This window comes from Streptomyces sp. A0958 (genome assembly GCF_004795035.1).
Lineage (GTDB): Bacteria > Actinomycetota > Actinomycetes > Streptomycetales > Streptomycetaceae > Streptomyces.
This window is the reverse complement of the sequence record NZ_SSBK01000028.1, coordinates 1-14401: the sequence shown is the minus strand read 5'-3', so window position 1 is coordinate 14401 and position 14401 is coordinate 1. Positions and strand designations below refer to the sequence as shown.

Sequence of the window (14401 nt, the reverse complement as noted above, 5' to 3'; positions counted from 1 at the left end):
CCCCGATGAACACACGTTTCCCGGCCCCCGCCTGACCACGGCTGTCGGCGCGGCCGATTAGGGTCGGTGCCATGAACGGCACGGACGGCACACAGCACCCCGGGCCGGCGCCCTACGGCCCGGCCGACGCCGAGCGCTGGGACCCCGAGCCGGACAAACGTCCCGGCCGCACCGCCTTCCAGCGCGACCGCGCCCGCGTACTGCACTCCGCGGCGCTGCGCAGGCTCGCCGGGAAGACCCAGGTCGTCACCCCGGGCACCCGCAGCCAGGTTTGGGACGCCAGCCCGCGCACCCGGCTCACCCACTCCCTGGAGTGCGCCCAGGTCGGCCGCGAACTCGGCGCCGCCCTCGGCTGCGACCCCGACCTGGTCGAGGCGGCCTGCCTCTCCCACGACATGGGCCACCCGCCCTTCGGCCACAACGGCGAGCAGGCGCTCAACGACTTCGCGTCCGACTGCGGTGGCTTCGAGGGCAACGCCCAGTCGCTGCGGTTGCTGACCCGCCTCGAACCCAAGCGCTTCGTCCCCGCCACCCGCACCGGCGACCTGGCCAGCGTCGGGCTCAACCTCACCCGCGCCGCTCTCGACGCCGCCACCAAGTACCCCTGGCCCCGGGGCACGCACCCCACCGACCCCGGCTCACCCAAATTCGGGGTCTACGAGGACGACCTGCCGGTCTTCGAGTGGTTCCGCAAGGGCGCCCCGCTCCACCGCAAGTGCTTCGAGGCCCAGGTCATGGACTGGTCCGACGACGTGGCGTACTCGGTCCACGACTTCGAGGACGGCCTGCACGCCGGGCACATCGACCCCAACTGCCTGGAGGCCGAGCCGGAGCGCCGGGAGATCTGGGACGTCGCGATCGGACGGTACGTCCCCGCCGACACCGACCCGCGGGAACTGGCCGAAGCCCTGGACCGGCTCATCGCCCAGGAGTGGTGGCCGCACGGCTACGACGGGTCGGCCATCGCCCAGGCCCGGCTGAAGGACGCCACCAGCCAGCTGATCGGCCGGTTCTGCCTCGCCGCCGAGACCGCCACCCGCCAGGCGTACGGCACCGGACGCCTCGGCCGGTACGGGGCCGAGCTCGTCGTCCCCCGCGCCGCGCGCAACGAGTGCGCGGTGCTCAAGGCGATCGCCGACCGCTACGTCATGCAGCGCGCCGAGCAGGAGGAGATCCGCGCCGACCAGCGGATCGTCATCGCCGAGCTCGCCGCCGCGCTGACCGCCCGCGCCCCCGAGGGCCTTGAACCACAGCTGCGCGCCCTGTACGAGGCGGCGCCCGACGACCGGGCCCGCAAGCGGGTCCTCGTCGACCAGATCGCCGCCCTCACCGACGCCTCGGCCCGCGCCCTGCACCGCTGGCTCACCGCGCCCCCCGGCTGACCGCCACCGGGTGTGACCTGATCGGGCCACACCCCCTTTCGCCACTACGCTGCGTGCGGGACGCTCGCAGTTGGCGCCGCGCAGCAGCAAGCACCGAGGAGGCATCAAGTGGTCGACGCACATCGGACGTTCGTCATCGTCGGCGGAGGACTCGCCGGGGCGAAGGCAGCCCAGACGCTCCGGTCGGAGGGGTTCAGCGGCCGGGTCATCCTGATCGGCGACGAGCGCGACCATCCGTACGAACGCCCGCCGCTGTCCAAGGGGTACCTCGCCGGCAAGGAGGACCGCGACAGCGTCTTCGTCCACGAGACCGCCTGGTACGCCTCGGCCGACATCGAGCTCCACCTCGGCCAGCCCGTCACCGCGCTGAACCGCGAGGCCCGCTCCGTGGAGCTGGGCGACGGCGCCGTCATCCACTACGACAAGCTGCTGCTGGCCACCGGCGCCGAACCGCGCCGCCTCGACGTGCCCGGCACGGAGCTGGCCGGCGTCCACCACCTGCGCCGCCTCGCCCACGCCGACCGGCTGCGCAACGTGCTGGCCGCGCTCGGCCGCGACAACGGCCACCTGGTGATCGCCGGGGCCGGCTGGATCGGCCTGGAGGTCGCGGCGGCGGCCCGCGGCTACGGCGCCGAGGTCACCGTCGTCGAACCGGAGGCCACCCCGCTGCTGCGGGTCATCGGCCCCGAGCTCGGCCAGATCTTCACCGAGCTGCACAGCGACCACGGCGTCCGCTTCCACTTCGGCGGCCGGCTCACCGAGATCGTCGGCCAGGACGGCATGGTCCTCGCGGTGCGCACCGACGACGGCGAGGAGCACCCCGCCCACGACGTGCTCGCCGCGATCGGCGCCGCCCCCCGCACCGCGCTCGCCGAAGCGGCCGGCCTCGACCTCGCCCCGCGCGAGCGGGGCGGCGGCATCGCCGTCGACGCCTCGCTGCGCACCAGCGACCCGCACATCCACGCAGCCGGCGACGTGGCGTGCGCCGTCCATCCGCTGCTCTCCACCCGGCTGCGCGTGGAGCACTGGGCCAACGCGCTGAACAGCGGCCCCGCGGCGGCCCGCGCCATGCTCGGCCAGGACGTCAGCTACGACCGGGTGCCGTACTTCTTCTCCGACCAGTACGACCTCGGCCTCGAATACTCCGGCTGGGCGCCCCCGGGCAGCTACGACCAGGTCGTCATCCGGGGCGACGCGGGCAAGCGCCGGTTCATCGCGTTCTGGCTGAAGGACCGCACCGTGCTCGCCGGGATGAACGTGAACGTGTGGGACGTCACGGAGACCGTGCAGAAGCTGATCACGGCCGGCCGGCCGGTCGACCCCGACGCCCTGGCCGACCCCTCGGTGCCCCTGGAATCCCTGATCTGAGCGGCCCGGGACCGGCCCGGGGAACCCCGATCCACCCCCGCGCCGGCACCGGTCCGCACCCGTGCGCGCCATCCGTGTCCGACCCCACCCGTAGACTTCACCCGTGGCAGGCAGGATCAATGACGACGATGTGAAGGCGGTACGGGACGCGGTCCCGATCGACGCCGTCGTTTCCGAGTACCTCCAGCTGCGCAACGCCGGCGGGGGGAACCTCAAGGGCCTGTGCCCCTTCCACGACGAGAAGTCCCCCTCCTTCCAGGTCAGTCCGAGCAAGGGTCTCTTCCACTGCTTCGGCTGCCAGGAGGGCGGCGACACGATCGCCTTCGTGCAGAAGATCGACCACCTGACGTTCGCGGAGGTCGTCGAGCGGCTCGCCGCCAAGGCCGGCATCACCCTGCGCTACGAGGAGGGCGGCTACAACCCCTCCCACCAGCGCGGCGAGCGGATCAGACTGGTCGAGGCGCACAAGGTGGCCGCCCAGTTCTACGTCGACCAGCTGAACGGCCCCGAGGCCGAGATCGGCCGGAAGTTCCTCGCCGACCGCGGCTTCGACCAGGCTGCCGCCGCCCACTTCGGCGTCGGCTACAGCCCGGCCGGCTGGGACCACCTCACCCGCTTCCTGCGGGGCAAGGGCTTCAGCGACAAGGAGCTGATCACCTCCGGCCTCTCCCAGGACGGCAGGCGCGGCCCCATCGACCGCTTCCGGGGCCGCCTGATGTGGCCGATCCGCGACACCGCGGGCGACGTCGTCGGCTTCGGCGCCCGCAGGCTGCGCGAGGACGACAACGGCCCGAAGTACCTCAACACCCCCGAGACCCCGATCTACAAGAAGTCCCAGGTGCTCTACGGCATCGACCTGGCCAAGAAGGACATCGCGAAGTCCAGCCGGGCCGTCGTGGTCGAGGGCTACACCGACGTGATGGCCTGCCACCTCGCCGGGGTCACCACCGCCATCGCCACCTGCGGCACGGCGTTCGGCGGCGACCACATCAAGATCCTGCGCCGGCTCCTCATGGACAACGGCAGCGCCCGCGTGATCTTCACCTTCGACGGCGACGCGGCCGGCCAGAAGGCCGCCCTGCGCGCCTTCGAGGACGACCAGAAGTTCGCCGCCGAGACCTACATCGCCATCGCCCCGGACAACATGGACCCGTGCGACCTGCGCCTGCTCAAGGGCGACGACGCCGTCCGCGACCTGGTCGAACCCCGCACCCCGCTCTTCGAGTTCGCGCTGCGCCAGATCGTCGCCCGCTACGACCTGGAGACCCCGGCGGGCCGCGCCGCCGCCCTGGACGAGGCCGCCCCCGTCGTCGCCAAGATCAAGACGGGCAGCATCCAGCGCGAGGTCGCCGTCCAGCTGGCCGGCTTCGTCGGCATCCTGGACCAGGAGTACGTCGTCCACCGGGTCAACCAGCTCGCCCAGTGGGCCCGTGGCCGGGGCGGCGACCGGCGCGGCCCCGCCCCCGCCCGTAACGGCGCCCGCCACCAGCAGGTCCAGGCCCCGCCCGTCTCCTCCGGCCCCGCGCTCAACCTCCGCAGCCCCGCCCACCGCACCGAGCGCGAGCTGCTCAAGCTCGCCCTGCAGAAGCCCGAGCTGGTCTCGCCCGCCTTCGACGCCTACGGGGCCGACGAGTTCACCGCACCGCCCTACGCCGCCGTGCGCCAGTGCATCGCGGAGGCCGGCGGCGCCGAACTGGGCCTCGGCGACAGCCGCGAATACCTGGTCCAGGTGCTCGACGCCACGCCCAACGAGACGGTCCGCAAGCTGATCACCGAGCTCGCTGTCGAGGTCTTCCACGGCAAGTCCATCGACGAGGCCTACGCCGGCGAGCACCTGGTCAAGGTCCGCCTGCGCGCCGTCGACCGCCGGATCAACGACGTCCAGAGCAGCCTGGCCCGCCTCGGCAGCAACGTCGCCCCCGACCACCTGGCCGCCGCGCAGAACGAGGTCTGGGTCCTCCAGCAGTACGCCCAGTCCCTGCGCAACCAGGGCGCCGGCGCCCTCTGACACCTGCCGCCCGCGCCCTGCCGTAACCACCCGGTCACGGCACGCCCGCAGAAAGTCACCGCACGCCCCTCGTGGCAGCTGTGTGTCGTACCCCACACTGGATGGCGGTGCCTGAGTCATCGGAGCGCGGCCCCACCGAACGGTGGCCCCATCCCCGCGGTCCGGCAGCGATCACCTGGAGGTCGCCCCCGTGCAGACCCGGACCGTGACCGAAACCGAGTGCGTCCCGGCCATCCCCGTGCAGGCCCGGGCCGCGCGCCACCCCGAAGCCGGCGGGCACCCCCCGGCACCCGCGCCCGAGCCCCGGGACGCGCAGGACGGCCCCGAGCCGCCCGAGGCGGTCATGGAGGAGTCCGCGGAGCCGGAGGAGCCCCCGGAGCCGCGCGGCCGGCCGGAGACCGGGCCCTCGTCCGACCTGTTCCGCCAGTACCTGCGCGAGATCGGCCGCATCCCGCTGCTCACCGCGGCCGAGGAGGTCGAGCTCGCCCGCCGCGTCGAGGCCGGCCTGTTCGCCGAGGAACGCCTCGCCCGCACCCCGGACCCCGACACCCGCCTCGCCGTCGACCTGGACCGCCTCGTCGTCATGGGCCGGACGGCCAAGCGCCGCCTCATCGAGGCCAACCTGCGCCTGGTGGTCTCGGTGGCCAAACGCTACGTGGGCCGCGGCCTGACCATGCTCGACCTCGTCCAGGAGGGGAACCTCGGCCTGATCCGGGCCGTGGAGAAGTTCGACTACGCCCGCGGCTACAAGTTCTCGACGTACGCGACCTGGTGGATACGGCAGGCCATGTCCCGCGCCCTCGCCGACCAGGCGCGGACCATACGGGTTCCGGTCCACGTCGTGGAGCTGATCAACCGCGTCGTCCGGGTCCAGCGCCGCATGCTCCAGGAACGGGGCTACGAGCCCACGCCCGAGGAGGTCGCCGCCCACCTCGACCTCACCCCCGAACGGGTCGGCGAGATCCTGCGCCTCGCCCAGGAACCCATCTCCCTGCACGCCCCGGTCGGCGAGGAGGACGAGGTCTCGCTCGGCGACCTCATCGAGGACGGGGACGCCGCGTCCCCCGTGGAGTCCGCGGCCTTCCTGCTGCTGCGCCAGCACCTGGAAGCGGTGCTCTCCACCCTGGGCGAGCGCGAACGCAAGGTGGTCCAGCTGCGCTACGGACTGGTCGACGGCCGGCCCCGCACCCTGGAGGAGATCGGCCGCATCTTCGGTGTGACGCGCGAACGCATCCGCCAGATCGAGTCCAGGACCCTCGGCAAACTGCGCGACCACGCCTCCGCCGACCAGCTTCGCGGCTACCTCGACTGACGCGCACGCGCGTACGGCCGGGGCAGCCGCGGAACCTTCGTACGGGTCAGTCGACCTCGGCGATCGCCTGGGCGAACTGCGCCGAGTACAGCCGGGCGTACGCGCCCTCGGCCGCCAGCAGTTCCTCGTGCGTGCCCTGCTCGACGATCGACCCGTCCTCCATGACCAGGATGACGTCGGCGTCCCGGATGGTGGAGAGCCGGTGCGCGATCACGAAGCTCGTACGGCCGTGCGCGAGGCCCGCCATCGCCTTCTGGATCAGCACCTCGGTACGGGTGTCGACGGAGCTGGTCGCCTCGTCCAGCACCAGTATCACCGGGTCGGACAGGAACGCCCGCGCGATGGTGATCAGCTGCTTCTCGCCCGCGCTGACCCCGGAGCCCTCGTCGTCGATCACCGTGTCGTAACCGTCCGGCAGGGTACGGATGAAGCGGTCGGCGTGGGCCGCCTTCGCCGCCTCCTCGATCTCCTCCCGGGTGACGTCGCCCGACGCCCCGTACGCGATGTTCTCCGCGATGGTCCCGCCGAACAGCCAGGTGTCCTGGAGGACCATGCCGATGCCCGACCGCAGGTCGGCCCGCGACATCTTCGCGATGTCGACCCCGTCGAGCGTGATCCGGCCGCCCGTCACCTCGTAGAACCGCATCAGGAGGTTGACCAGCGTCGTCTTGCCGGCGCCCGTCGGGCCGACGATCGCGACCGTGTGCCCCGGTTCGACGTTCAGCGACAGGTCCTCGATGAGCGGCTTCTCCGGGTCGTAGCGGAACGCCACCTTCTCCAGCGCGACGCTGCCGCGCAGGATGCCGGGGTGCTCGCCCTCGCCCTTCGCCGGGTCGGGCTCCTGCTCCTCGGCGTCCAGCAGCTCGAAGATCCGCTCCGCCGACGCCACCCCCGACTGCACCAGGTTCGCCATCGAGGCGACTTGGGTCAGCGGCATCGAGAACTGCCGCGAGTACTGGATGAACGCCTGCACATCACCGATCGACAGCGCGCCGGAGGCGACCCGCAGGCCGCCGACCACGGCGATCAGCACGTAGTTCAGGTTCGACACGAACATCATCAGCGGCTGCATGATCCCGCTGTTGAACTGCGCCTTGAACCCGGCCTCGTACAGCGCCTCGTTCTGCTCGGCGAAGTCCCGCGCGGACTCCTCCTGCCGGCCGAAGACCTTCACCAGGGTGTGCCCGGTGTACATCTCCTCGATGTGGGCGTTGAGCTTGCCCGTCACCTTCCACTGCTGGACGAACTGCGGCTGGGAGCGCTTGCCGACCTTCGTCGCCACGACCACCGACAGCGGCACCGTCACCAGCGCGACCAGCGCCAGCAGCGGCGAGATCCAGAACATCATCACCAGCACACCGACGATCGTCAGCAGCGAGTTGATGAGCTGGCCCATCGTCTGCTGCATCGTCTGCGAGATGTTGTCGATGTCGTTCGTCGCCCGGCTCAGCACCTCGCCGCGCTTGGCGCGGTCGAAGTACGACAGCGGCAGCCGCGACAGCTTCGTCTGGATGTCCTCGCGCAGCTGGAACACGACCCGGTTGATCACCCGGATCGACAGCCGCGTCGACACCAGCATCAGCAGCCCGGCACCGACGTACACCGCCAGCGCCATGAGCAGCACACGGCCGATCGCGTCGAAGTCCATGCCCTGACCGGGGATGAAGTCCACCTTCGAGAGCATGTCGGCCAGGCCGCTGTTGCTCCTGCGCAGGCCCTCGACGGCCTGCTCCTTGGTGGTCCCCGCGTCCATCCCCCGGCCGATGACACCGGCGAACACCAGGTCGGTGGCCTTGCCGAGGATCTTCGGGCCGACCACGGAGAGCGCGACGCTCAGCGCGACCGCCACCAGCATCACGTACAGCGTCTTCTTCTCCACGGCGAAACGCTTCAGCAGCCGCTTCGAGGACCCCTTGAAGTCCATGGACCGCTGGGTCGGCGCCCTGCCCGCCATCATGCGTCCGCCAGGCCCGGCCATTACGCGGCCTCCGCTTCCGTCAGCTGGGAGAGCACGATCTCCCGGTAGGTGTCATTGCCGTCCATCAGCTCGTGGTGGGTGCCGGTTCCGACGACCCGCCCCTCGTCCAGCACGATGATCCGGTCGGCGTCGCGGATCGTGGAGACCCGCTGGGCCACGATCACCACGGTCGCCCGCGCGGTCTCCCGCAGCAGCGCCGCACGCAGCGCGGCGTCCGTGGCGTAGTCCAGCGCCGAGAACGAGTCGTCGAAGAGGTAGATCTCCGGCTGCTGCACCAGCGTCCGCGCGATCGAGAGCCGCTGCCGCTGCCCCCCGGAGACATTGGTGCCGCCCTGCGCGATCGGCGCGTCGAGCCCGTGCTCCAGGCCCTCGACGAACCCCTTGGCCTGGGCGACCTCCAGCGCGTGCCACAGCTCCTCGTCGGTCGCGTCCGGGTTCCCGTACCGCAGATTCGTCGCGACCGTCCCGGAGAACAGGTACGGCTTCTGCGGGACCAGGCTCACGGTCTTCGCCAGCAGCGCCGGCTCCAGCGTCCGCACGTCCGTCCCGTCGACCAGCACCTGGCCGTCCGTCACATCGAACAGCCGGGGTGCGAGCCCGAGCAGCGTCGACTTCCCGCTGCCCGTCGACCCGATGATCGCGGTCGTCTCGCCCGGCCGCGCCACCAGGTCCACCGACCGCAGCACGGGCTCCTCGGCGCCCGGGTAGCGGAAGTCCGCGCCGCGCACCTCCAGGTGTCCGTGGGCGCGCAGCTCCCGTACCGGCTCGACCGGCGGGACGACGCTGGAGTCGGTCTCCAGGACCTCCTGGACGCGCTCGGCGCATACCTCGGCGCGCGGCACCATCATGAACATGAAGGTGGCCATCATCACCGACATGACGATCTGCATCAGATAGGCGAGGAACGCGGTCAGCGCGCCGATCTCCATCCCGCCGCTGTCGATGCGGTGCGCGCCGAACCAGACGACGGCGATCGAGGACAGGTTCACGACGGTCATCACGGTCGGGAACATCAGGGCCATCAGCCGACCCGTGGACAGCGCCACGTCCGTCAGCTCGGTGTTCGCGCCCCGGAAGCGGCCCTCTTCGTACTCGTCGCGGACGAAGGCGCGGATGACCCGGTTGCCGGTGATCTGCTCGCGCAGCACCCGGTTCACCGTGTCGAGCCGCTTCTGCATCAGCCGGAACAGCGGGCGCATCTTCCGCACGATGAGGCTGACCGCGATCCCGAGGACCGGCACCACGGCGAGCAGCACCGCCGACAGCGGGACGTCCTGGCCGAGCGCCATGATGATGCCGCCGACACACATGATCGGGGCCGACACCATCAGCGTGAACGTCATCAGGACCAGCATCTGGATCTGCTGGACGTCATTGGTCGTACGGGTGATCAGCGAGGGAGCACCGAACCGGCCGACCTCGCGCGCGGAGAACGACTGCACCTGGTCGAAGACCGAAGCCCGCACATCGCGCCCGAGTGCCGAGGCGGTTCGGGCGCCGATGTAGACCGCCCCGATGTTGCAGACCACCTGGGCGATGCTGACGACGATCATCACGCCGCCGTACTGGAGGATGTAGCCCGTGTCCCCCTCGACGACACCGTTGTCGATGATGTCGGCGTTGAGGGTCGGGAGGTAGAGGGTGGCGCAGGTCTGCAACAGCTGGAAGACGACCAGCACCGCGAGCGGTTTCTTGTACGGAGCGAGATAGGCCCGCAGGAGTTTTATGAGCACGCGTGTCTCTCGGAGTCGGCGTAGGTCGGGGGCAGCCGACCCATCTTCCGGCACCGCTCACCGGGACCGCGAACGGTTTTGTTCAAGTCCCGGTCAAAAACCGGACTCGGTCCATAATTCCGCAATTCCGCGCCCCCGCCCTCACTCACCGCGCGCGCTCCCACTCACCGCGCGCTCCCACTCACCGCGCGCTCTGCCTCGCTGCGCGCTCCCGCTCGCTGCGCGCTCCCACTCACCGCGCGCTCTCCCTCACCGCGCGCTCTCCCTCACCGCGCGCCCTTGTTCACCGCGCCGGGTCGAACGCTCCCGGGTGGATCTGGTCCCGCGTCGCGACGTACTGCTGACGCACGGCCTGCCCCACGGGCAGCTCCTCGCCCGGCTCCAGCACCTGCGCCGCGGCGCCCTGCCAGGCCGGCGGAGTGCGCCCGTCGAGCGCCCCCTGCGAGACACCCAGCGCCCAGGCCGCCTGCCGGGCCGCGCCGAGCGCCGCGTACTGCGCGGGCTGCGGGACGACGACCTGCGTACCCAGCAGCGCGGGCGCCAGCTGCCGCACGGCCGGCAGCTCGGCCGCCGCCCCCAGCAGGAACACCCGCCGCACCTCCACACCCCGGCCGCGCAGCACGTCGAGCGCGTCGGCCAGCGAGCAGAGCATCCCCTCGAACGCGGCCCGCGCCAGGTGCTCCGGCTTCATCGACTCCCGGCGCAGCCCGCACAAGGTCCCGGCGGTGTGCGGCAGCTGCGGGGTGCGCTCACCCTCCAGATACGGCAGGAGTACGAGCCCCGAGGAGCCGGACGTCGACTTCAGCGCCAGAGCGGAGAGCGCGTCGAGCCCTTCCACGTCCAGCATCTCGGCCGTGCCGCGCAGGGCGCGTACCGCGTTCGACGTGTGGACCACCGGCAGGTGCATGCCCGTCGCGTCGGCGAACGAGGTGATCATCCCGGTCGGATCGGCCAGCGCCTCGTGATGCACGGCCATCACCGAGCCCGAGGCCCCCAGCGAGACGACCGCGTCCCCGACCCCGACCCCCAGCCCGAAGGCCGCAGCCATGGTCTCGCCGGTCCCGGCGGAGATCAGCAGCCCCTCCGGCGTCGTCCCGGCGGCCTCGGACGGCCCGAGCACCTCCGGCAGCGCCGCCTGGTGCCCGAGCGCCAGCTCCACCAGCTCCGGCCGGTAGGACTCCGCACCCGCCGACCAGTACCCGGTGCCGGACGCGGCGCCCCGGTCGGTGGTCCGCCGGGCCGGCCGGCCCAGCAGCTGCCACACCAGCCAGTCGTGCGGCTGCATCACCGCTGCGACCCGCTGCGCCTGCTCCGGCTCGGTCCGCGCCAGCCAGCGCAGCTTCGACACGGGCTGCGCGGCCTGCGGCACCGCCCCGACCGCCTCGGCCCAGGCCTGCCGCCCGCCGAGCCCGTCGATGAGATCGGCCGCCGCGGCCTGCGCCCGCTTGTCGTTGCCGAGCAGCGCCGGCCGCACGAGGTTGCCCTGGTGGTCCAGCGGGACGAGCCCGTGCTGCTGCGCGGAAACGCCGATCGCCTGCACCCCTTCGAGCAGCCCGCCGGTGGCGGCCTCACCGAGGGAGAGCAGCCACGCCTGCGGGTCGACCTCGGTGGCCTTCGCCTCGACGGGATGCGCGGCGTACCCCTGCCGCAGTACGGCGCCCGTGTCCGTATCGCAGACCACGATGTGTGTGAACGCGGAAGAACTGTCCAAGCCGGCGACTATGCCCATACACAGATTCTGCCGCACCACCGGAGGTTTCCCGTACCGGTGGCGCGGCAGACGTGGTTCCGGCCGACTCAGGTGTTGGTGGTCCCCCAGTCGTCCGCTCCGCTCGCCCCGCGCCCGCGCAAGGACCGCACCCGGTCCGTCACGGACGCCGGCACCTTGTCGCCGACCTTCTCCCCGACCGCGTGGTACGCCTTCCCCGCGAACTCCCGGCCGCTCTGGGCCGCGGTTTCGCAGGTGTTGCGCACGGCCGGGTTCTGGGCGAACTGGCGTGCGGACTTCTTCAGCTGCTCGTAACGCTCGCGCCCGGCTCGCGTGCCGAGCACGTAACCGAGGGCCACTCCGGCGATGAACGTGAGCCGGTACCGCATGGCTGCCACCCTTCCTTCGCTCCGTGCGACGTGTGCTGCCCGCCTACCCGCAGACGCCCGAGATCACCCCGGCCGATACCGATTGGCGAAGCACCCCCCTGCTTGCGCTAATGTATGTGTCGCAGCGAGCACGCGCCGCCCGGCATCCGCCAGGCAGGTACGTTTCGAGGCACAGCAGCAATCCCCTGTAGCTCAATTGGCAGAGCAGCCGGCTGTTAACCGGCAGGTTACTGGTTCGAGTCCAGTCGGGGGAGCGCGATCCCCTGTAGCTCAATTGGCAGAGCATTCGGCTGTTAACCGGAGGGTTACTGGTTCGAGTCCAGTCGGGGGAGCGATCGGAAGAGGGCCCCGCTGGGGTCCTTTTTCGTATGCCCGGAACCGGGCGACGAGCAGCGCCGTCTTCATGGTCATCAGCAGCCGGGCATCCGCAGCGGGAGATCGTATGACCGGCTATGCTGCGGCAGACGGTGCGCACACATGTACGCGCCACGCCGAAACGGGGCGGTAGCTCAGCCGGTTAGAGCAGCGGACTCATAATCCGTCGGCCGTGGGTTCGAGTCCCACCCGCCCCACCGAGCGTCCCCGGGCAGAATCGTTCTGACCTGGGGAAAACGTGGATTTGGTGGCGTTTTTCCGTGCGGTACTAGCCGCGCACCGTGCGGTACTGACCCGTTGTCGCAGCGTGTCAGCGCACTTCAGAGGTGTCTGACCTGGCCTTTTGCGGCGCTTGCCCGAGGGAGCGTTGTGGCGCGGTCCCACGGCCGTCGAGGGAAGCGTCGCGCTCCGCCACATCGCATGACGTCTCTGCTTCCGTGCTGTGTCCGGGCAGTCAGGAGACACCGTCTGCATCGGCGAGGCCGGCGTGGCAGGCTCTTGTTTGCCCCGGTGCGATGCGGCGGCGCACCTGGTGCATGCCGCACCCGCGGTCCACATCTCACCCCAGGGCACAGTTCTTCTGGACGCTCTTGCGCATCCACTCATCGCAGGGTCGCTGAGCGCGCTGGTCTTCGTTCGGGGCAGGCTGTGCAGCTTGCGGAGCACACGCGACCTCGACATCACCATCGGTAGGGGGAGCAGCTGCCGACGACGAGAAGTTGCGAACTTGCCCACCCGTGTCACGCCGCCTTGAGATCATTGATCCGTCCCGACCAGTGACACGAACCGAGGTGCCCCAAGATGTGGGACTACGCAAAACTCTCCGCGGAAGCCGCGAGGCGGGGCAGGCCCCGCAGCCCTGGGAGCCGCCTACCAGTTGGCGGGCCGCCAACAGGGCATCAAGATCGGTCAGATGGTGGGCCGCCAACAGGGCGCCATCATCGGCGCCGGCGTTGGCGTGGGCGGGACCATGCTCCACAACTCGCTGCGCACCCGCAGAACCGGCGCCAACCCTGCGCCAACGCCCGAGAGCAGCGTAGAAACGCCTGAGTCCGGTGCGGGGACTGACGCGCAGGCGGCGACGCTGTCGTGATGGGCCCGTATGCCGAGCTGTTCGTGCAGGAAACGGTCAGGGTCGGTACGGACAGCGGGGCGGCAGCCAGCAAGTACGGGCGCACAAACGGAGGGATGGGCCGCGGCGTATAGGCGCTGGCGCCTTCAACTTCTGTCAGTACGCCAAGCTGCCCGCAGCGACGACGGCGCCCATCCCCGCCGAGGCTGGAACGGGGCCTCAGGAGGTCAATACCGACTGAATCCGCCAATTGCGCCGTAGCGCGGTGGGGCAGCCCGTTCCATACCGCGCGCGAACTCCTCCGCGCGGGGCTGGACCGCCACGACCGTGATGGTGCAGTTGGTGCCACGGCGGAGCTGCCAGATCTTCAGAACAGCCGTGGGCTTGCTGGCCCAGGCAGCGGACCTTGACGTGATCACTGTTGCGTGGACGCTTGCACCGTTTGAGTCGGCGGCCTCGGAAGGGGATGTGGATGGGGTGGCTGACTTTCTGGTGCTTCCTGTTCGCCCAACAGTTCGGCTCGTCGGCGAGCGTGTCGATGCTCTCATGGGTCTGTGTGGCGGTCTGCCCGTGAACTGTCCAGGGCAGGGCGGGGGCGCCCACAACTGCCTCCCCAACGGATAGGTGAGGACTTGGACGTTCACGTCGTCACTTGTGCTTCCCGGAGTGATGCTGCGTGTCGGCGGTCGTCGAGAATCACGAATGCCTCGGCTTGAATAGTCTCGATCGCCTCGGTCGGGCTCGGGGCGAGGGCGGCATGTGGCGGCACACCCACTTGAGACCCCGGTGCCCTGCAGGACCGACGAGCCTCCTCGTCTCGGACGAGGAGGGCACCGTCGTTTCGTGCTGCAGCGTTCACATCGGCCCGGCCATTGCTGAGCCCAACGTGGCCCCGCAGGACCGACGACACCGAACGACTCCTCCGACTCACCACATAGGACACGGACTTAGCCTTGATCCGCCGAATCGATGCCTGTGGATAACTTTTCTTGGAACGAGAAAGTGCCTTGTGACCTGCGATGATGGGAGTTCTTCAGGCTTCCAGCACGCACGATCAGCAAGGCACTTCCGAGATG

8 protein-coding genes and 3 tRNA genes are annotated in these 14401 nt (G+C 70.6%); 7 read left to right on the top strand and 4 right to left on the bottom strand.

The window, feature by feature from the left end:
- Window positions 1-71: 71 nt before the first annotated feature.
- From E6P78_RS24060 to E6P78_RS24045, 4 genes are all read left to right on the top strand, one after another.
- A complete protein-coding gene (locus E6P78_RS24060) occupies window positions 72-1382 on the top strand; it encodes a deoxyguanosinetriphosphate triphosphohydrolase (RefSeq protein ID WP_136205720.1) in 1311 nt (436 codons plus the stop codon).
- Window positions 1383-1490: 108 nt separating this feature from the next.
- Window positions 1491-2750, top strand: coding sequence for an FAD-dependent oxidoreductase (locus E6P78_RS24055; RefSeq protein ID WP_136205719.1), 1260 nt, complete (start codon window positions 1491-1493; stop codon window positions 2748-2750).
- A 103-nt stretch (window positions 2751-2853) separates the two neighbouring features.
- The gene (dnaG, locus tag E6P78_RS24050) at window positions 2854-4758 is read left to right on the top strand and encodes a DNA primase (protein ID WP_136205718.1); all 1905 of its coding nucleotides are present in this window, start codon (window positions 2854-2856) and stop codon (window positions 4756-4758) included.
- 190 nt (window positions 4759-4948) lie between these two features.
- On the top strand, window positions 4949-6070 hold the full coding sequence (locus E6P78_RS24045; RefSeq protein ID WP_136205717.1) for an RNA polymerase sigma factor: 1122 nt from the start codon (window positions 4949-4951) through the stop codon (window positions 6068-6070).
- Between the two features lie 46 nt (window positions 6071-6116).
- Here E6P78_RS24045 and E6P78_RS24040 read toward each other — a convergent pair whose 3' ends face one another.
- From E6P78_RS24040 to E6P78_RS24025, 4 genes are all read right to left on the bottom strand, one after another.
- A complete protein-coding gene (locus tag E6P78_RS24040; RefSeq protein ID WP_136205716.1) occupies window positions 6117-8048 on the bottom strand; it encodes an ABC transporter ATP-binding protein in 1932 nt (643 codons plus the stop codon).
- Window positions 8048-9781, bottom strand: a complete 1734-nt coding sequence (locus E6P78_RS24035) for an ABC transporter ATP-binding protein (protein WP_136205715.1) — start codon at window positions 9779-9781, stop codon at window positions 8048-8050. The genes E6P78_RS24040 and E6P78_RS24035 overlap by 1 nt, the downstream gene beginning before the upstream one ends.
- Window positions 9782-10064: 283 nt before the next feature.
- A complete protein-coding gene (locus tag E6P78_RS24030; protein ID WP_136205714.1) occupies window positions 10065-11510 on the bottom strand; it encodes an FGGY family carbohydrate kinase in 1446 nt (481 codons plus the stop codon).
- 68 nt (window positions 11511-11578) lie between these two features.
- Complete coding sequence (locus tag E6P78_RS24025) at window positions 11579-11878, bottom strand: YtxH domain-containing protein (RefSeq protein ID WP_136205767.1); 300 nt, start codon at window positions 11876-11878, stop codon at window positions 11579-11581.
- 181 nt (window positions 11879-12059) lie between these two features.
- On the opposite strand from E6P78_RS24025, the gene E6P78_RS24020 reads away from it, so the two are divergent.
- The 3 genes from E6P78_RS24020 (at window position 12060) to E6P78_RS24010 (ending at window position 12450) form a co-directional block, all read left to right on the top strand.
- A tRNA-Asn gene (locus tag E6P78_RS24020) sits at window positions 12060-12132 on the top strand.
- 5 nt (window positions 12133-12137) lie between these two features.
- A tRNA-Asn gene (locus E6P78_RS24015) sits at window positions 12138-12210 on the top strand.
- A gap of 166 nt (window positions 12211-12376) precedes the next feature.
- Window positions 12377-12450 (top strand) — tRNA-Ile (locus E6P78_RS24010).
- Window positions 12451-14401 lie beyond the last annotated feature (1951 nt).

What these genes read in the sequence shown, in the direction of transcription:
- E6P78_RS24060 (WP_136205720.1), top strand. Translation starts at nt 72, where the DNA reads ATGAACGGCACGGACGGCACACAGCACCCCGGGCCGGCGCCCTACGGC.
- E6P78_RS24040 (WP_136205716.1), bottom strand. Translation starts at nt 8,048, where the DNA reads ATGGCCGGGCCTGGCGGACGCATGATGGCGGGCAGGGCGCCGACCCAG.
- E6P78_RS24030 (WP_136205714.1), bottom strand. Translation starts at nt 11,510, where the DNA reads ATGGGCATAGTCGCCGGCTTGGACAGTTCTTCCGCGTTCACACACATC.
- E6P78_RS24025 (WP_136205767.1), bottom strand. Translation starts at nt 11,878, where the DNA reads ATGCGGTACCGGCTCACGTTCATCGCCGGAGTGGCCCTCGGTTACGTG.